This is a genomic window from Aureitalea marina (assembly GCF_002943755.1).
GTDB classification, from domain to species: domain Bacteria; phylum Bacteroidota; class Bacteroidia; order Flavobacteriales; family Flavobacteriaceae; genus Aureitalea; species Aureitalea marina.
Window position 1 is genome coordinate 1,262,371 of record NZ_MQUB01000001.1, and the last position, 19,440, is coordinate 1,281,810.

General features: G+C 45.2%; 17 protein-coding genes and 1 pseudogene. 11 read left to right on the top strand and 7 right to left on the bottom strand.

The features are described 5' to 3' along the window. Positions 1-15 precede the first annotated feature (15 nt). The 4 genes and pseudogenes from porX (at position 16) to BST85_RS05760 (ending at position 4,495) form a co-directional block, all read left to right on the top strand. The gene (gene porX / locus BST85_RS05740) at positions 16-1,566 is read left to right on the top strand and encodes a T9SS response regulator signal transducer PorX (RefSeq protein WP_104812381.1); all 1,551 of its coding nucleotides are present in this window, start codon (positions 16-18) and stop codon (positions 1,564-1,566) included. Between the two features lie 93 nt (positions 1,567-1,659). Further along, positions 1,660-2,073, top strand: coding sequence for a tRNA (adenosine(37)-N6)-threonylcarbamoyltransferase complex ATPase subunit type 1 TsaE (tsaE, locus tag BST85_RS05745; RefSeq protein WP_104812382.1), 414 nt, complete (start codon positions 1,660-1,662; stop codon positions 2,071-2,073). Positions 2,074-2,914: 841 nt separating this feature from the next. Beyond that, positions 2,915-4,113, top strand: a pseudogene (locus BST85_RS05755) (alanine dehydrogenase). Between the two features lies 1 nt (position 4,114). Further along, entirely contained in the window at positions 4,115-4,495 is a 381-nt protein-coding gene (locus tag BST85_RS05760) for a hypothetical protein (RefSeq protein ID WP_104812383.1), read from the top strand. On the opposite strand, the gene BST85_RS05765 is transcribed toward BST85_RS05760, so the two are convergent. Both BST85_RS05765 and BST85_RS05770 read right to left on the bottom strand, forming a co-directional pair. Further along, entirely contained in the window at positions 4,467-6,230 is a 1,764-nt protein-coding gene (locus BST85_RS05765; protein ID WP_104812384.1) for a helix-turn-helix domain-containing protein, read from the bottom strand. The genes BST85_RS05760 and BST85_RS05765 overlap by 29 nt on opposite strands. 306 nt (positions 6,231-6,536) lie before the next feature. Continuing rightward, positions 6,537-7,709 carry a proline dehydrogenase family protein gene (locus tag BST85_RS05770; RefSeq protein ID WP_104812385.1) on the bottom strand — a complete coding sequence of 391 codons (1,173 nt, stop codon included), beginning with the start codon at positions 7,707-7,709 and terminating at the stop codon, positions 6,537-6,539. Between the two features lie 68 nt (positions 7,710-7,777). Between BST85_RS05770 and BST85_RS05775 the strand changes: the two genes are divergently transcribed. The 3 genes from BST85_RS05775 (at position 7,778) to BST85_RS05780 (ending at position 9,219) form a co-directional block, all read left to right on the top strand. Next, positions 7,778-8,572, top strand: coding sequence for a 3-dehydroquinate synthase (locus BST85_RS05775; protein ID WP_281259691.1), 795 nt, complete (start codon positions 7,778-7,780; stop codon positions 8,570-8,572). 8 nt (positions 8,573-8,580) lie between these two features. Continuing rightward, positions 8,581-8,859 carry a dehydroquinate synthase/iron-containing alcohol dehydrogenase family protein gene (locus BST85_RS14575; RefSeq protein WP_281259692.1) on the top strand — a complete coding sequence of 93 codons (279 nt, stop codon included), beginning with the start codon at positions 8,581-8,583 and terminating at the stop codon, positions 8,857-8,859. Positions 8,860-8,922: 63 nt separating this feature from the next. Beyond that, a complete protein-coding gene (locus BST85_RS05780; protein ID WP_104812386.1) occupies positions 8,923-9,219 on the top strand; it encodes a hypothetical protein in 297 nt (98 codons plus the stop codon). A 6-nt stretch (positions 9,220-9,225) separates the two neighbouring features. Here BST85_RS05780 and BST85_RS05785 read toward each other — a convergent pair whose 3' ends face one another. Next, positions 9,226-9,705 carry an Lrp/AsnC family transcriptional regulator gene (locus BST85_RS05785; protein WP_104812387.1) on the bottom strand — a complete coding sequence of 160 codons (480 nt, stop codon included), beginning with the start codon at positions 9,703-9,705 and terminating at the stop codon, positions 9,226-9,228. Positions 9,706-9,750: 45 nt separating this feature from the next. Continuing rightward, complete coding sequence (locus tag BST85_RS05790) at positions 9,751-10,911, bottom strand: M14 family zinc carboxypeptidase (protein WP_104812388.1); 1,161 nt, start codon at positions 10,909-10,911, stop codon at positions 9,751-9,753. Between the two features lie 260 nt (positions 10,912-11,171). Between BST85_RS05790 and BST85_RS05795 the strand changes: the two genes are divergently transcribed. The 4 genes from BST85_RS05795 to BST85_RS05810 all read left to right on the top strand — a co-directional run bounded on the left by BST85_RS05795 (position 11,172) and on the right by BST85_RS05810 (position 14,373). Then, positions 11,172-11,570: a helix-turn-helix domain-containing protein gene (locus BST85_RS05795; RefSeq protein ID WP_104812389.1), complete on the top strand. Its 399-nt coding sequence runs from the start codon at positions 11,172-11,174 to the stop codon at positions 11,568-11,570. A gap of 32 nt (positions 11,571-11,602) precedes the next feature. Next, on the top strand, positions 11,603-12,013 hold the full coding sequence (locus tag BST85_RS05800) for a DNA topoisomerase IV (RefSeq protein ID WP_104812390.1): 411 nt from the start codon (positions 11,603-11,605) through the stop codon (positions 12,011-12,013). A 41-nt stretch (positions 12,014-12,054) separates the two neighbouring features. Further along, positions 12,055-12,894: a TerC family protein gene (locus BST85_RS05805; RefSeq protein ID WP_104812391.1), complete on the top strand. Its 840-nt coding sequence runs from the start codon at positions 12,055-12,057 to the stop codon at positions 12,892-12,894. Positions 12,895-12,972: 78 nt separating this feature from the next. Then, positions 12,973-14,373, top strand: coding sequence for a pyridoxal phosphate-dependent decarboxylase family protein (locus tag BST85_RS05810; RefSeq protein WP_104813918.1), 1,401 nt, complete (start codon positions 12,973-12,975; stop codon positions 14,371-14,373). On the opposite strand, the gene mscL is transcribed toward BST85_RS05810, so the two are convergent. From mscL to BST85_RS05825, 3 genes are read right to left on the bottom strand one after another with little or no spacing between them, the layout of a single operon-like run. Beyond that, the gene (gene mscL, locus BST85_RS05815; RefSeq protein ID WP_104812392.1) at positions 14,358-14,795 is read right to left on the bottom strand and encodes a large-conductance mechanosensitive channel protein MscL; all 438 of its coding nucleotides are present in this window, start codon (positions 14,793-14,795) and stop codon (positions 14,358-14,360) included. The two genes, BST85_RS05810 and mscL, sit on opposite strands and share 16 nt — an antisense overlap. Positions 14,796-14,806: 11 nt before the next feature. Next, positions 14,807-17,473 carry a DNA gyrase/topoisomerase IV subunit A gene (locus BST85_RS05820; RefSeq protein WP_104812393.1) on the bottom strand — a complete coding sequence of 889 codons (2,667 nt, stop codon included), beginning with the start codon at positions 17,471-17,473 and terminating at the stop codon, positions 14,807-14,809. 3 nt (positions 17,474-17,476) lie between these two features. After that, positions 17,477-19,327 (bottom strand): DNA topoisomerase IV subunit B, encoded by a 1,851-nt coding sequence (locus tag BST85_RS05825; RefSeq protein ID WP_104812394.1) that lies wholly within the window; start codon positions 19,325-19,327, stop codon positions 17,477-17,479. Between the last annotated feature and the right edge of the window lie 113 nt (positions 19,328-19,440).

Here is a 19,440-nt window from a genome sequence, read left to right on the forward strand (position 1 = left end):
AAACAAAGATAGACAATGCGCGATATAAAAGTACTCTGGGTAGACGACGAGATCGACCTACTAAAACCCCACATCATATTTCTGGAGAACAAGAACTACCAGGTAACCACGGCCCAAAGTGGTACTGAGGCTCTGGAGGAGATAAAATCCGAACGATTTGACATTGTTTTCCTGGACGAGAATATGCCCGGGCTAACTGGTCTGGAAACCTTGTCCGAGATCAAGGAGCAAGAAGCATCCCTACCGGTGGTTATGATCACCAAAAGTGAAGAGGAATACATCATGGAAGAGGCCATTGGCGCCAAGATCGCAGATTACCTGATCAAGCCCGTCAACCCCAACCAGATCCTGCTCAGCTTAAAGAAGAACCTGGACCACTCCAGGCTGGTCTCTGAAAAGACCACCTCTTCTTATCAACAGGAATTCAGAAAGATCGCCATGGAATTATCCATGGTAAGCAGTTTTGAGGAATGGGCTGAGCTTTACCAGAAATTGGTCTATTGGGAATTACAATTAGAGGATATCGAGGACAGCGGTATGTTCGAGATCCTGGAATCTCAGAAGACCGAGGCCAATATTCAATTCTGCAAATTCATTGATAAGCATTATCCAGATTGGTTTGGTTCCAATGCCGATGCACCTGTGATGTCCCATACCTTATTTAAGGAATGGATCGTACCCCAGCTTCAAAAGGGAAGTCCAACGTTGTTGATCGTGGTGGACAATTTAAGGTATGACCAGTGGAAGGCCTTTGAGCCCTTTTTGACCAATGCCTATCAAAAGCGGGAAGAAGAAATGTTCTGCAGTATTCTCCCTACCGCCACTCAATATGCCCGAAATGCCATTTTTTCTGGATTGATGCCCAGTGAAATGGAACGACTGCACCCGAAGTTATGGCTCAATGATACAGATGGAGGAGGCAAGAATATGTATGAAGCCCAATTCCTGGAAGCGCAGCTAAACCGATTGGGTCTCAATTTAAATTGGTCCTATCACAAAATATCCAGTTTAAGACAAGGTAAAAAACTAGCAGAGAGCTTTAAGTCTCATAAACAAGAGGATCTGACGGTAGTGGTGTATAACTTTGTGGATATGCTGTCTCACTCCAAAACCGAAATGGAGGTGATCAAAGAACTGGCCTCTACCGACAAGTCATATCGATCCTTAACTCAAAGTTGGTTCAAGAACTCTCCGTTGATGGACATCATCATGCAGGCGGCTCAGCTCGGATTCCGGTTGATCCTGACTACAGATCACGGTACCATCAATGTCAAACAACCATCCAAGGTGATCGGCGACAAGAACACCAGTCTCAATCTGCGCTACAAGACAGGTAAGAGTCTTACCTATGAGGGTAAGGATGTTCTCGCGGCTAAAAATCCAAAATCCATCCATCTTCCTTCCATTAACATGAGTAGCTCCTATATTTTTGCCAAGGGAGATCTCTTCTTCGCCTATCCAAATAACTACAATCATTATGTCAGTTATTACCGCAATACCTACCAACACGGTGGTGTTTCTTTGGAAGAAATGATCATTCCATTCGCTGTATTGGATCCTAGATAGTTTTTTTGTAAGTATTTACGCATCCTAATGCTTTTTGTCGATTTTTTCGACTTCTAATCGATTTTTTTATATATTTGTTCAGAGGCCTAGCATATGAAGTACACCTATACGCTGAAAGACCTTCCAGATTTGGCCAGGAAAATACTTTCAGAAATTACCTACAAGAACCTGCTTTTTTACGGGGAAATGGGTACGGGTAAAACCACACTGATCAAAGAATTGGCCAGGAAGCTAGGAGTCGAAGAAGAGTTAAGCAGTCCGACGTTCGCCATCGTAAATGAGCATAAAACTGACGACGGACCACTTTATCACTTCGACTTTTATCGTATAGGTGACGTAAGTGAAGCCTTAGACATAGGAATGGAAGAGTACTTGGAATCAGGCGATTGGAACATGATCGAATGGCCGGAGCGGATAGAAAGCCTGATAGAACCTCCTTATGTTAGAATGGAAATAACAACCAACGATAACGGAAGTAGAACATTAAAGATGTTGTCAGTGAACTAGAATTGTAATGAGATTCCCCAATAGGATCCGCATTTTGTAAGCCCCCTTATCTATCGGAAATTTGGTCGGATAGTTTGAGTATAGGGTAAACTATACAAAATACGGCTAACAATTTTGATATACTTGTTTTTTTTCGTAATAGGTTTGTAATAATAACCTCACAAACAAACAAGTATTATGAAACTATCAAAGTACCTATTTATCGTTGCGATTCTTGGAGCGACCTTCTGCATGTCTTGCACACCGGAGAGTATCGAAGATGAACAAACCGAACAACAAGTCGACAAAGACAAAGTCAAACCACCAGTTTACGGCTAGTAAATCGTTAGCATTAGGGGGATAATCGTATTAATGATAGCGATATCACCCTTTTTGTTCTATTCATACAAGAGTTTCCCGGAAACACAAATCTGGGAGACTCCTTTTTTTACTCTATCTACGAGCTTTGCTGATTGGTTTACCTATGCTTGGTTTCTGGTGGGTAAATTGGTTCCCTTATATCTTCTTTTCATTTGGTTCTTTACGTGCAAGCACTGGTGGCACTGGATCATTCTTGCTCCTATTACAATGTATAGTTTCCAACTTTGGGGATTAATACGAGAAAGTGGAGGCCACTATGACGTGGATGAAATTTTTTATTTGATCCCTTTGATGGCCATCCTAATCCCCGCTGTTTATCTTATCAGAGCAAAACTGTTCTCCAAAATTAGAGGAAATGATTTACAAAGTTTCGAAGAAGAATTGGGTACTCAAAAAAACATGTGGGGACAACTTAAAGACCTCTTCCAGTAATAGTTCTTTTGCTTTTATTCCTTAACTTGTAGTTGTCAAGCCCAGGCCAGTGGAACAACAACGCTCTCCTTTTACCAAAGCTCAGCTCTTACCCCAGGAGGAAACCCTGGAGATCAGCCGTCAGAAAGGCCGTTTGCTGATCGGGCTGCCCAAAGAAAATCACTTCCAGGAAAAACGGATCTGCCTAACCCCAGACGCCGTAGCTGCTATTGTAGCGAATGGTCACGGTGTACTGATAGAAAGCGGAGCCGGAGCCAATGCGGGTTTTAGCGACCAAGAGTATAGCGAGAACGGGGCCGAGGTTACCCAAGACACCCAAAAGGTCTTTGACTGCCCCATGCTGCTGAAAGTAGAACCCCCTACCCTGGAGGAACTGGAGCGTATTCAGCCCAACACCGTCCTTATTTCGGCACTGCAACTAAAAACGCAGAACAGGGACTATTTCGAAACCCTGGCCGACAAAAAAATTACAGCACTGGGCTTTGAGTTCATACAAGATGAAGATGGGAGTTTTCCCGCAGTAAAAGCCCTCAGCGAATTGGCCGGAACGGCATCTGTGCTGATCGCCGCCGAGCTTATGGCCAACGACCCGGCCGGTAACGGTCTCCTGTTTGGAAATATCGGTGGCGTTCCCCCGTAGAGGTAGTTGTTATTGGCGCTGGCACCGTCGGTGAATTTGCTGTACGCTCCGCCTTAGGACTTGGGGCTAATGTCAGGGTATTCGACAGCTCCATCACCAAATTGAGGAAGTTGCAAACCAAGGTTGGCTTCCCCTTATACACTTCGACCATTCAGCCCAAGAATCTTTTTAAAGCACTACGGCGATGTGATGTGGCCATTGGGGCCGTGAGAGGAAAGAACAGATCACCTATTATTGTCACGGAAGAAATGGTGATGTCCATGAAAAAGGGCGCCATAGTCATTGATGTAAGTGTGGATATGGGAGGTTGCTTTGAAACCACCGTCATCACCACTCACGACCAACCAACCATGGTCAACCACGAGGTCATCCATTATGGGGTTCCCAACATTCCTGCTCGCTATCCCCGGTCAGCCTCGGTCTCCTTGAGCAACATCTTCACCCCCTATCTATTGGATATCGGGGAGTGCGGAGGGCTGGAAGAGGCTATTCGTTTCGAACCTGGCCTAAAGAATGGACTCTATATGTACCGCGGAATATTGACCCACAAGGCTGTAGCCGAGTGGTTCGATCTGCCCTATCGGGACATCAACCTGCTTATATTTTGAGATGAAACTGATCCATAGACTGGCCTATTTTGGCGGGGGTTTTCTCATTGGTATGATCCTGCTTCTCTTTTTCCTGGGAGGCAAGCGCGCTTCTTGCGATTACGGCCCAACAGCACGTACCTTAAAGAATATCCGGACTAAGAAATTGGTGGTAGATTCTGCCAGCTTATTGACTCTGAGGCAAATGCATATGGATACCTCGGACGTAGGCCATGTTCTCAAAACTGGAGATGTAGATTTCTCCAAAAGCCAGACTAGCCTGGACAGCTGCAGGATCTATTGGGTCAGTGGCAACTCCCGCGAACAGTTGATACAATTTAAAGTAGAGAATTGCAGTGAAGAGGCCCGGGTCTTTAATCTGCAAGCGGTTCTGCAGGATTAGGAGTCGTCTTAAGTTCGTCCTTTTCCAATTTCTTGATGTAATACGAGGGATAGATTCCGAAATTTCGGTAAAAGGCTTTAGAAAAGGATTCTGCCCGATTAAAGCCGGACTCGCCAGCGACCGCTCGAATGGTATATCTCTGGAACATCCTATCCTCACGCAGCCTGTCAAAGGCGTACTGTGTTCTAAGTGAGTTGATATACTGTGAAAAGTTCTTTCCCTTATTCAGGTTAATCACCGAAGACAAATACTTGGCATTGGTGCCGAAGGAACGGGCTATACTGTTTAAGGAGATGTCCGCGGACAAATAGGCTTTCTTGCGTTCAAACTGTTCCAATCGGTCCAGAATTTCCCGTATCACCTCATCGGATATTTCCTGCCTTCTCATCTTTGATTTTCTGGCTGTAGGGCCCGAATTACTCTTCAAGCTCTCGTATCGTTTGCGATAAAGGACATGTTTGCGATAGTAATATACGAGGGCCCAGCAACTCAGCAAGACGAAGCCAAACAAAACCCCGATCTTGATCCCATTGACGCGCTTGTTCCGATTTAAACGAGCCAATAATTCCTGTTTTTGAGCAATCAATTCGTTCGTTTCCAGCTCCTTGATCAACTCAGGCTCAAAATACTGATAGTTAACCCTCATAATACTGTCGAAAGTGATCAGTCTACTCAAATATTTCATCTGGCTCTTATCATCATCAATTGATCTGTAATACCCAAGAAGTGTATCAAACAACTCCCGTTTATACGGTTGAATTCTAATTTTTTCGGTCGAGAAGATTGAATCGGCCTTAAGCATCATCGTTAATCCAGATTCGTAATTATTAAGCATTTTGGTTCTAGATAATCCGGCAATCATATATGCGTTAAATAAACTTGAGGACATATAAATACCCGTCCCACCACTTATTATGCTATCACCAATTCGTATTGATTCCTTATAATTCTCTGCTATATACTCTAATTCCATTTGAAACTCGATTACCCAATTTCGATGATAATCAAGGTGTTCACCTTTATAATTTTCCAATAACTTTAATGCTTCTTTTAAATAGACGCGAGCAGAGTCTAACCTCCTCATATTGTAATAGATGAATGCATAATTTTCGGAACTTACTATAAAATCGTTCAAGAGTATTTCTTCTACATCAAATTCAACTCCGATTCGATTCGCAGACCTAAGTTTCTCGATATAGTTTTTGTCCTGAACTAATTCATCACGACGTTTCTGGAGCTTCAAAGCCTCTATTCTATTGCCCCAAATAGCTTTCTTATAGATTAGTTTATCAAGTAAATACACCTGTTGAAGACTATTTTCATTCTGAATGGAAAGTTTATAAGCTTCCAAATAATTCCTAGTACAATTGACTAAGTCATCACCCAATTGAAAATTATAACCACGCAAAATATAACCAAGTGCCGGATAGGTGATATGGTTTAGATCAGCTGTAAGGGTAATGACGCTATCAGCAAATTGAATATTCCGCTCCAGCGAGAATATACGTGCCAATCGATCATAGCCCCTGGCCATCTTAATGGTGTCTTTCTCTTTCCTGGCCCTATCCAGGTAGATGCGGGCAACACGCTCGGCAGCCAGGCTGTCCTGTATAACCTCATCGAACATGGTCAGGAGTTGTTCGTCAGATAATTGATCAAGGGATTCCGCTTGTTGCGCATAGGAAAGTTGACACAAACCGGCCAACATCCATAATGATAGGAGGATGGTTCTCATCTTTTACGATTTAGAAAGCAGGTCAGTGTGGTGTGAAGACAGAATAAAACTACGAAGAAACTCTACCGTTTAAACCAAATTCTAGGTGTATGATAATCCACAGAAACTCAACTACCTGTTTATTAGGTAGTTATAACAAAAGTGCCAATCGATATTCAAGAAGTGTCATTTACCTTTCTTGAATACACAGAGCATGACCTTGATTTTCAATCGTATAAGGCTAAGATTTGTGGAGTGAAACCGCCCGGGATCTAATTGAAGTTTAACTGGGGAGTTATTACCATTGGAAGTGTTCCGGGTGGTTTTCTAAATACCCCTCCTCTGCTTTTCCCGTTTTAGCAGATCCAACTCCCGGTTGGTCTGGCCAGCAACAGAAGTATTCTCCTCCGCTCTTCGGATCAAATAAGGCATGACATCCTTAACCGGGCCAAAAGGAATGTATTTGGCCACATTATAGCCCGCTTTGGCCAAATTATAACTGATGTGGTCACTCATCCCAAATAACTGCCCAAACCACACCTGTTTGTCGTTCTCATTCAGTCCCATTTCCTTCATTCTCTCCATGGCCAGATAAGTACTGAGCTCATTGTGTGTACCCAAAAATAGACCGATCTCGGATAGATTGTCCAGTATATAGCGCATCACCTGGTTAAAGTGCTCGTCTGTCTCGGATTTACTGCCACAAATTGGAGTAGGATATCCCTTGGCTTCGGCCCTGTCGTTCTCTTTCTCCATATAAGCCCCTCTGACGATCTTAAAGCCCAGATGATAGTTGTTCTCCCGCGCTCGCTGATGTATCTCCTTCAGATAGGCTAAACGGTCCCAGCGGTAGCACTGAAGCGTATTGTATACAATGGGCTTTTCCTTGTTGTACTTCTGCATCATGGCCTCGCATAGATCGTCGGCTGCCTGTTGCATCCAGGACTCTTCTCCGTCTATCAGCAGGACGACATCACATCGTACAGCCTCCGCACATATGGTATCGTAGCGGGCTACTATCCGCTCCCATTCTGCCTTTTCTTCGGAACTCAGCTCCCCTCCTTCCGAAACCTTCTGCCAAATGGCAAACCGGCCAAAACCGGTTGGTTTAAAGACGGCAAAAGGCATGTTGGGGTTGTCTTTGGCGTGCCTGGTGAGTTCCATGACCTTATCCAAGGTGCGGTCAAACTGCTGCTCTTCCTCCTTGCCTTCTACCGAATAATCCAATACCGAATACACATCCACTCCGGCTAGTTTTTCTACGGTCGATGCACAGTCGTCTTCACTCACCCCTCCGCAGAAATGATCAAATACAGTAGATCGGATTAGCCCTTCAACAGGCAGATTGACGTTAAGGGCAAACTTGGTCACAGAGGTTCCTATACGAACCAGGGGCTCCTTAGAGATCATTTTGAAGAGAAAATAGGCTCTTTCCAATTCTGAGTCACTTTTCAATGAGAAAGCGGTCTCTGTATCTTCGAATAAGGTTTTTGGGATCATGTGTGCTTGTCTTCCTCACAAAAATATTAGTTTTGAACGTAATTCTAAGGCCAAATTTCTCCTTCCATATGAAGCCCGAAACAAGTCAAGTTAAAAATGTCCATTTCCGGTCCGAAGGTTGGGATCGATTGGTGGGGCTCCTGAACTCCGATAAGGTGGGTCGCTGCTTTCTGCTTACCGACACCAATACCCAAAGAGACTGCCTGGACCTTTTCTACAAGCTGTCCCGATTAGACAGTTCTCGCTTGGAGATCCTGACTGTACCAGCAGGAGAAAAACATAAAAACCTAGATACCTGCCTAGAGTTGTGGAACTCCCTCTCGGATCTAGGTGCCGACCGATCCAGTGTGTTGGTCAATCTAGGAGGCGGTGTAGTGACAGATATGGGAGGCTTCGTAGCCAGCACTTACCAGCGAGGAATTCGGTTTGTGAACATTCCTACTTCTCTACTCGCTATGGTCGATGCTTCCATAGGAGGCAAGAATGGAGTGGATCTGGGTAATCTAAAGAACCAGGTCGGAATCATCAGAGAACCAGAATTTGTATTGATCGATCCCGGCTTTCTAAGCACTCTAGATCAGGATCAATTACTGTCCGGACAGGCCGAAATGTTTAAGCATGGTTTGATCCATTCTGCCGATTATTGGAATGCGGTCAAAGAATTTGACGTCAATGATCTTGGCCTTAGTGAGAAACTGATCCTGGAATCTGTTGTGATCAAGGATCAGATCGTCACGGAAGATCCAACAGAAAAAGGCATTAGAAAGGCGTTGAATTTTGGCCATACACTAGGTCATGCCATAGAGACCCATTGCCTGGAAAGCGAGGACAACCGGGGCCACTGCTTCACGGTGAAGCCATAGCAATTGGAATGATACTGGAGGTTTATATCTCCATGAAGTTGAAATGCTTTCCGAATGCGGCTGCAATGGAGATCATTGAGTACCTGTCCAGTCATTATCCCATGCGCCCTTTCAACCTTGATGAGCAAGCCCTGATCACGGAATACATGAAACACGACAAGAAAAACAGGAATGGTCAGATCAACTTTGTGCTCCTATCCAACTTCGGAGAAATAGCCCTAGACCAGCAGGTTCCTCAAGAACTACTCTCCCAGGCCTTCGAATACTATAACAGCAACTTAACTTAAATCTAAAGTTCTAAGCGCATTTTTTCTTAGCTTTAAGGTACTAACCAATTAGTCTGCAGTGCCATGAAGCGAATTATTGTCGACTATAAGAAGTTAACCCCCGAAATCCTAACCCTATTGGTAAGTCGCTATCCCGACGGATACGACGACAAACATATCATTGTCTTTAAGAATTCCAGGAATGATACAATCGAAGCCGTCGAGGTACGAACTGAAGACACCATTTATCTGGTCAAAGTGAGCTCTAGACTAGCTTCCTCCATGGCCGCTTTTGACCTGGAAGATCAAGACAACAGTGCAGTAGCGGAACCTCCTAAAGAGAATGTCGATTCCAACACTCTAAAAGAGGAAAGTAATTAGTATCGTTTAGATTTCCTGGAAAATGGAGTGCATCAGACGTTTTTTGTCATTGATGCTCTCTTCAAGCGAGATCATGGTCTCCGTCCTGGTAACCCCGTCTATATCGTCTATCATATAGATGATCTCCTTGGCGTGGCTCGTATCTCTTGCCCTGACCTTACAGAAAATATTGAATTTACCCGTGGTTACATGGGCAACAGTAATAAAGGGGATCGCGTTGATCCGCTCCAGTACGAACTGGGTTTGGGATGTCTTTTGTAGAAATATCCCAACATAGGCGATAAAGGAATAGCCCAATTTTTTATAATCCAGCATTAAAGAGGACCCGGTAATGATCCCTGCCTCTTCCATCTTCTTCACCCTGACGTGTACTGTTCCGGCAGAAATGCCAAGTCTTTTAGCAATATCCGTAAAAGGGGTTCTGGTATTCTCGATCAACATGTCCAGAATGTGATGATCGGTCTCGTCTAATTTAAACTTGGCCATGGGCTTTAATTTAGCCTCAAAAATACTAGGTTTCCATTTAAGAAACTAAGGTATTTGTAAAAAAATCATCAATTTATTGTCAGATTGACGGTGAATTGTTAACACTTTATCACCTACGAAAACGTTTTCGTGAGAATTTATCAAAATAGACTCGCCCTTCAAATCCACCTCAAAATGACCAAATAACCCACTTAACTCACCCATCTGATCGAGCTGTTTGACAAAGCGAATACGGCCATCCACCAGTTCTTCCTCTAATTGTAATGCCATATCAACAAGTCCACCACTTTTACTACCTACATTTCTAAGGATGAGATCTCGAAAATTCTGACTATGCCTTGGAAGATCATCATAGTTGACTACTGAAGAGGGAAATGTTGATGGCAAGAGACCGAACAGCTGCATCAAAGCGAGAAAGATGAGCTCTCTGCTCCCATCCCGGTTGTAATCCCCGGGAAAGTGCCCGGCTTCAAATAGTATAGTTGGTATTCCTATGGCCTGGAAGGTATCTCCAACACAGTTAGGATTGAAACCATCATCATAGAGCCCAATGCATCCAGGATGTAACCTATTCAGGACGCCCGCCATCTGCCCGATCTTATCCATGGCCTGCAGCCTGGCAGCTGTCCTACTCTTGTTTTGATCCGCAGCAGGGGCCAAAAACGATATGATAGAAGGGTTTCCGTCATCCATGCCGTAAATACTCCTTTGCCCGTGTAAATTCAGGCAGAGCTCAGGCTCTAACTCATCAAACCAACTCCTTAACACCTGACTTTCCGGTTGACTCAAGTCTACGGCATCCCTGTTTAGATCGACGGAATTGTAATTCTCACGGGTATATGCCTCTGCCCCATCCGGATTGAGCACTGGAATAAGGCAAAAAGTAAACTCTGAGAGGAAATGACTAACCAGTACATCCTCATCCCGGAAGCGTTTTAGATAAGCAAGCAGATCGAAACAAGCCCGTGTTGTGGTCGATTCATTTCCGTGCATCTGGGACCAACCCAAAATAACACGCTTTCCTCTCCCGATCTTCATGCCATGGATGGAGCGACCTGACACCGAGGTTCCGAGCTGCTGGATGTCAACCCAATCCTTGTGTTTTTCGAGGAGTGGATCAAGGCTAGCAAGAGGTAAATATCGTCCAGATAAAGTGGGTTCTAAAACGCTGTGATAGCGCTGGCGGATTTGATCCTTACTGTTCATCGTTTACAAAAGTAAATAAGAGTAAGTTTACAATTGTAAACATTAAATTGAACTAGTTTTGTGTACATATGTAAACAAATTCGCATTACGTTCATTATAAAATCACCATGTCAAATATTATTAATTATTATATAATTGTTTTTCAGTTATATAAATAACTTTATTTCAATTATAAGTTTATTTATCTAGGAGTGATTTCAGAGCATTACGCTAAAATACTCTACATTTGTAAACACAATTTGATCGATTTATAAATTACAATGGTCAACAGCCAGGATTTTGCCAAACGACTCCATATAATACTGGATTATTACCAGTTATCCGCCACCTCTTTGGCCGATAAATTGGAGGTAAATCGCTCTACCATTTCCCACCTGCTTTCAGGTAGAAATAAACCCAGTTTGGATTTTGTGATGAAACTCCTCTCCCACTTCCCCGAGGTAGACTTGTATTGGTTGATGAACGGGACCGGAAAATTTCCTGCTGAAAAAAATGAAGCTATCAGGTCTACCGATTCTATTTCCATGGATATGACCCCAACAGAATCCGAAGGAAACAAGTACCATCAAAAAAAAGAAGGACTGATCTCAGACTCCCAGATCGAGCGGATCGTCATCTTTTTCAAGGACGGCAGCTTTAAAGCCTACGATAGGGATTAAATTGTTCCAAAAAATTCGGAAATTCGTTTCCGATGAAACTCACACACGCTCTATTCGCTTCTGCTCTAATTTTTTTACTGGGCTCCTGTTACCAAACCGAGCGCAATTGTACAGACTTCAAGACCGGAACCTTCCAATTTGAGGCATTAGTGGGCACGGAAATGCTTACCACCACATTTGTGCGCAATGATAGCATCGAAATTGACTATTTCCAAGGAAAAGCAGACACCTCAGCTATTCGTTGGATCAATGATTGCGAGTACATCGTCAAGAAGAATAACCCCAGAAATATGGCCGAGGAGAAAGCCATACATATGAAAATCCTGTCCACAGACGGCCCTTTTTATACTTTCGAATACAATGTGGTGGGACAGGACCGTAAAGAGCGTGGCACCGCCCGCAAAGTGGATGAATCCCAGTCCAATCGGCCTGTCGACCAATAAATGACCGTAAATAGTACTATTTCTGAACAATACCATTAGTAATGTTTGATATTTTAGCCACTCCTGATGCCTTAATGGCCTTGCTGACCCTAACTTTCCTGGAGATCGTCCTGGGTATTGACAACATCATCTTTATTTCCCTGGCAAGCAGCAAGCTTCCCGCCAAGCAGCAAAAGAAAGCGACCAACATAGGATTGTTAATGGCCATGCTGATCCGGGTGGCCCTTTTATTTGGTATAACCTGGCTAACAGCCATGGAAGAGCCCTTTTGGTATATTGACCTATCCTGGATCACCGGAGGTATTAGCGGGCAGAGCCTGATCCTATTCGCAGGTGGACTTTTTCTGCTGTATAAGAGTACCACTGAAATTCATGAAAAGGTAGAAAACAAGGGCCATGACCAGCAGCAGGTTGAAAAAAAGCGATCGACCTCCCTTTTCCAAGCTATCGTGCAAATTACCTTGATAAACATCGTATTTTCCTTTGATTCCATCCTGACCGCTGTAGGTATGACTAACGGGATAGGAGAATCTCCTACAGACGCTCTGGTCATTATGGTAATCGCAGTGGTGGTGTCTGTGATCATCATGATGGTCTTTGCCCATCCCGTTGGCCGATTCGTCAACCAACATCCAACAGTACAGCTTCTGGGAATGGCTTTCTTGATCCTGATCGGATTCATGCTTATCGCTGAGTCTGCTCACCTGGCGCATTTGGTGGTCTTCGGGAACGAAGTAGGCGCCATTCCTAAGGGATATCTCTACTTTACTATTTCTTTCTCTCTGTTCATTGAATTTATCAATATGCGCTACCGCAAGAATAAGAACGGAGCTGAACCTCAGCCTCAGGCGGCGGAAATAGTGGAAAAACAGGCCGGTTAGTGTAATGAATATTGCTCTATTCCGTCCAAGTAAACGCCTTTTGTATATTTGAATATGCCCGACAACAATACCCTATCCATGGCTCGGACGCTGGAACTTTTTCAGCAGTTGGCCAACCTCATGCTTCAAAAAGAAGATCAATACGCGGTCGCTCCTTATTTGCCAGCCTCTGAATTATACGATCAATTGGACCTGAATCTATCCGAAGAACCCATGGCGGATGCGGATTATCAGGAATCATTAAGTCGTTTGTTGGAGTATACACCCAAGACCGCCACCCCGGGATTCTTCAATCAACTCTTTGGAGGCCGAAACCCCGATGCCGTTTTGGGGGATCTCCTGGCCGTAATGCTGAACAACAGTATGTATACCTACAAAGCTGCAGGACCACAGGTGGGTGTGGAGAAGGTGATCATCAACACCTTAAACCGTGTAATCGGCTGGGGTCAGGGAGGTGGTACTTTTGGCCCAGGTGGTTCTATGACGAACCTTATGGGGATGATCATGGCCAGGGACAGCCGTAATCCCAGTGTCCCATTTGATGGCATTAAGAACAAGATGACGGTCTACACCTCGGCCGAATCCCATTACAGCGTTCCCAAGAACGCTGCTTTCTGTGGTATTGGGCGGGAACAGGTACGCTACATCAGCTGCGACGAACAAGGCAGGATACAACCTAAGGCGCTAAAAGATCAGATTGAAAAGGATATTAATGCCGGTTATTTGCCTGTCCTGGTCAATTTGACAGCCGGGACCACCGTCCTGGGCTCGTTTGACCCTATAGAAGAGGTTGCCCAAACCTGCAGGGAGTACAATATCTGGTTACACGTGGATGGAGCCTATTGCGGATCGGTCCTTTTGAGTAAAAAATATAAGCATCTGATCCAGGGCATTGAAAAAGCCGACTCATTTAGCCTTAATGCCCATAAAATGCTAGGCACACCACTCTCCTGTTCCTTGTTGCTGGTAAGAGATCAGGACATGTTGTACAATTCCTTTTCCAACGATGCAGCCTATCTCTATCAGACGGATAGGGACGAATTTAACCTGGGCAAGACCAGTTTGCAATGCGGTAGGCGCAATGACGCACTGAAACTATGGACGCTCTGGAAACGAGTTGGAACCACTGGTCTTGAGCAGTTGGTGAACCATCAATTCGATCTCGCCGATCATGCCAGGAACTACATCGAGAACCACCCGGATTACACCTTATTCAGCTTCCCGGACTCCGTATCGGTCTGTTTTAACTATAAAGGGATCGATGCACCTACCCTGTGTACAGCCCTGTATGAGCAGTCCAGACTTTTGGTGGGATATGGCTCGTTTGATGGGGATGAATTTATTCGCTTAGTTACTGTAAATGGGCAGAATAGCATAGTTGACATCGACAATTTTTTTAATACAATTGAAGACTTCGTTCAGGACAACCAGGCTCTTTTTGGGCTCACTGATCCGCTGGTGAATCAAGACGATTTCTGACCCTGTTGCAGAATTTTGTTCTGCTCTTCCATTAAAGCTTCGATCCGAGACAGCAACTCGATCTCCTTGGGAGTTTTAACCTCCACATCAGTTGGATCTTCCGCCTTATTCCGAATACGATTCATGAATTTGATCACCAGGAATATCGCCAAGGCAATGATGATAAAATCCACTACGGCCTCCACGAAGACCCCATAACCAATGGCGATCTCACCATAGCTTTCCGTTGCCTCCTTTAAAACGATCTTTTGGTCCTCATAGTTGAGCTGACTGGTGAGGATCATTAGCGGCGGAGAGATGATATTCTTTACCAGGACACTGACCACTTTATTAAAGGCGGTACCAATAACAATACCAATGGCCATATCTACCACATTGCCTTTGATGGCAAACTCTTTGAATTCGTTGAAGAATTGCTTCATGAAATTAAGGATTAGAACAACTGGATCTGACCTTCAGGATCAGCTGCCGGAGGGTCGTCCGAGCCTTTATTGTCCTCTGCAGGAGCGGGACTCTCAATAGCTTCCTCGTCCACCACTTCAATATCCTCCATTTTAGGCGGCTCAGGCGGCTCATAAGGCAGGGAATCCTTTTGATTGATCTCCAAGACCTTGTATTTGGTCAACTGGTTCCCCATCGCACTTATTCCTTTGATCGAAATGAAATCCTCGATGACCACTTCCAGGTTGTCCCTTCTCTCCTTGCCTCTTTCTTTCACAAAGACGACCTCAACCACAGGCCTGTGATCTGTGTAAACCCCTTCCAGTTGAGATTTGGGGTGATCCGTGATAATCAGTTCGTCACGCTCGGGATTCTCGATCAAGAAGCGCTTGATGTAGAACAGTTGCCGATCCCCTTCCCAATAAATTGCTGAAACTGCTTTTGTTGGTTCCCATTTTTCCAAGACGATGAGATCATTGTCAAAGTGCATGGTCAGTTCCGGTATGGCCGTTTTAAGTATTCCATTTTGCCGGATCATCAACAGGCGATCCTCGCTGGTGAACTCGCCCAGTAATTCCCCTCTACCGTCCACATTTAAGCGTTGCACTGTATCGTCAAACCAGATCTTTCGGGGTTTCAAGGTAGAAAGTCCCTTTTCCTTCAATTCGATGCGCTTGATGGCATATTTGGTCACGATATTCCCCTTGACTCCTCTCCCTTTCACCATTAGATCGGCAAAATCCAGGTCAAATTTTAGTTTCTTAATGCTACCCGACTGCCTCAGGAGCACGGTAACGATCTCTGCTTCACCATTGGGGTTTGCCGTGAAGTATAGCACCCTACTGCCTTTATTCCCTGCCGTGAGGTTGTACTCCTTGTCCCTGGTGATTCCGGTTACAGCAAATCGCTTGACATAGGTAGAACCTCTTGTACCATCTTTGTAGATCATATTATAGATGGTGCGGCTATCCTTCTTCTTAAAGACGGCCACATGAATGATCCCTTTCCCAACAAAGGTCTTGGTATCCACCTTAGTAACCATCATCTTCCCATCCTTGGTAAACACAATGATATCATCTATATCACTGCAATCGGCCACGTATTCTTCCCGCCGCATGCTGGTTCCGATAAAGCCCTCCTCTCGGTTCACATAGAGCTTGGTGTTTCGGATCACAACCTTGGTCTTCTGAATGTCCTCAAACACCCTGACCTCTGTCTTGCGTTCCCGGCCGGCGCCATATTCCTTCTTCAATCGCTTGAAATAAGTAATGGAGTAGGCGATGATCTCCGCCAGGTTGTGCTTCACTTCTTCGATCTTCTCCTCCAGGGCCTCGATCTTCTGCTGGGCCTTATCAATATCAAATTTGGAGATCCGTTTGATCCTGATCTCCGTCAGCCGTACTATGTCCTCCTCTACTACAGGACGTTTCAGATGCTTGATATGAGGTTTCAGACCTTTGTCAATGGCTCTGATCACTCCTTCCCAGGTCTCCTCCTCTTCTATGTCCCGATAGATGCGGTTCTCGATAAAGATGCGCTCCAGGGAAGCAAAATGCCATTGGTCCTCCAATTCTCCTAACTGGATCTCCAGTTCCTGCTTCAGAAGCTGGACCGTCCGGTCGGTAGATCGGATCAGCATATCGGTAACCCCGATAAAGAGTGGTTTGTTGTCCTCTATGACGCAGCCCAAGGGTGAGATGGATACTTCGCAATTGGTAAAGGCATAGAGAGCGTCTATCGTCTTGTCTGGCGATATACCACTTGGTAGGTAAACCAGTATCTCTACTTCGGCAGCGGTGTTGTCCTCAATTCGTTTGATCTTGATCTTCCCTTTCTCGTTGGCCTTAATGATGGAATCGATCAGGGAGGATGTAGTGGTTGTAAAAGGGATCTCCGTAATGACCAGCGTATTCTTGTCTTTTTGTGCGATCCTCGCTCTGTTACGGATCTTCCCCCCTCTTAAGCCATCATTATAGGCAGTTGCATCCATGATCCCTCCGGTCGGAAAGTCCGGGATCAACTTGAATCGTTTGCCCTGCAGATGATTGACCGAGGCATCGATCAATTCGATGAAATTGTGAGGTAAGATCTTGGTAGAGAGCCCAACCGCTATCCCTTCTGCTCCTTGCGCCAGCAGCAACGGGAACATTACCGGAAGATTTATCGGCTCCTTTTTACGTCCATCATAAGAGGCCTGCCACTGCGTGATCTTGGGGTTGTAGACCACATCCAGGGCGAATTTGGACAATCGTGCCTCGATATACCGAGATGCCGCTGCACGGTCACCGGTCAGTATATTCCCCCAGTTACCCTGGGTGTCGATCAGCAGGTCCTTCTGCCCGATCTGAACCATTGCATCCCCTATACTGGCATCTCCGTGGGGATGGTATTGCATGGTGTGCCCAACAATATTGGCCACCTTATTGTAGCGCCCATCGTCCAGGTCCTTCATGGAGTGCATGATACGACGCTGTACGGGTTTAAAACCATCCTCTATGGCCGGCACCGCCCGCTCCAGGATCACATAACTGGCATAGTCCAGGAACCAATCCCGATACATACCCGTTACCCTGGTGATGGTTTCGGTAGGCTGGCCATTCAGATCACTTAGATCCTGCTCTTCCCCTTCCGGGGTCTCATGCTCCATTTCTTCACTCATGGATTATTCCTCAACTTTGTCCAGTTCTACTTTCAGATTATTGATAATGAATTCCTGTCGGTTCGGCGTATTCTTTCCCATGTAGAAACTGAGTAATTCCTCTATGCTCATGGCCTTGTCCAGCATGACCGGATCCAGGCGAATATCCTCCCCAATAAAGTGCTGGAATTCGTCCGGAGATATCTCGCCCAATCCCTTAAATCGGGTGATCTCCGGTTTGGGCTTTAGCTTTTCAATGGCGTCTATCCGTTCCTGCTCTGAATAGCAATAAATGGTCTCTTTTTTATTCCTGACCCGGAATAGTGGTGTTTGCAAAATGTACAAGTGCCCCTCTTTGATCAGTTCTGGGAAAAATTGCAAAAAGAAAGTGATCAACAGTAAACGAATGTGCATGCCATCCACGTCGGCATCCGTAGCGATCACGATGTTGTTGTATCTCAGGTCCTCCAGGGATTCCTCTATGTTTAGTGCGGCCTGCAACAGGTTGAATTCCTCGTTCTCGTAAACGATCTTTTTGGTTAGACCATAGCTGTTCAAGGGCTTCCCCTTAAGGCTGAAAACCGCCTGGGTATTCACATCCCGGCTCTTGGTAATACTTCCACTGGCGGAATCCCCCTCGGTGATAAAGAGGGTGGTTTCCAAACTCCTGTCATTTTTACTATCTCCCAAATGCACCCGGCAATCCCGCAACTTCTTGTTATGAAGACTCGCCTTTTTGGCTCTTTCCCTGGCCAGTTTGCGAATTCCACTAAGTTCTTTCCGCTCTTTTTCGGCCTGGACGATCTTTTTCTGGATCTTTTCTGCCACTTCAGGGTTCTTGTGAAGATAATTATCCAGTTGGGTCTTGATGAAATCATTGATGTAGGTCCTAACCGTAGGCAAACCTCCACCCATTTCTGTGGAACCAAGTTTAGTCTTGGTCTGACTCTCAAAGACCGGCTCCATCACTTTGATGCTTATGGCCCCAACAATGGATTTTCGGATGTCACTGGCATCGTAGTTACGGCCAAAGTACTCACGTACTGTTTTTACAATTCCCTCCCGAAAGGCCGCCTGATGAGTCCCTCCCTGGGTGGTGTGCTGCCCATTGACAAAGCTGTGATACTCCTCACTGTACTGGGTACGGCTGTGCGTGAGGGCTATTTCGATATCATTACCCTTTAGGTGAATTATGGGATAGAGCATTTGCTCTGCAGGCATATCATCTTCCAACAGATCTTTCAGGCCATTCGTACTCTGGAACTTCTCCCCGTTAAAATCGATGGTCAGACCGGGGTTCAGGTAGACGTAATTCTTGAGCATCTTTACCACATACTCAGGCCGATAGCGATAATTCTTGAAAATGCCGGGATCCGGCACAAAGGATACCTTGGTCCCTTTACGCTTGGAAGAATCCTCCACAGCCGGATCACTGATGAGCTCTCCCAATTCGAATTCTGCAACCTTGATCTGGTTGTCACGAACGGATTCTACACGAAAATTAGACGAAAGTGCGTTTACAGCCTTGGTTCCAACCCCATTCAATCCCACAGACTTCTTGAAGGCACGTGTATCGTATTTCCCCCCAGTGTTCATCTTGGAAACCACATCCACCACCTTGCCCAGCGGAATGCCACGGCCATAATCCCTCACCCGGACCTCATTGTCCTTGATCCGGATCTCGATGGTCTTTCCGGCGCCCATCACGAATTCGTCAATACAGTTATCTATGACCTCTTTCAGAAGAATGTAAATGCCGTCGTCCGGAGAGGACCCATCTCCCAACTTTCCGATGTACATACCGGGCCGCATCCGGATGTGTTCTTTCCAGTCCAGGGAACGGATGTTATCTTCGGTATATTGGGCTTTGGCCATAGATTAGGGGTATATGGGCTAATATAAAAGTTCGGTCAATAAATTAAAACGAACAAGCTCTAAAGTAATTAACAATGCAGCCCATTGAATTGTTAAGAAAATTAAGGGCTCGA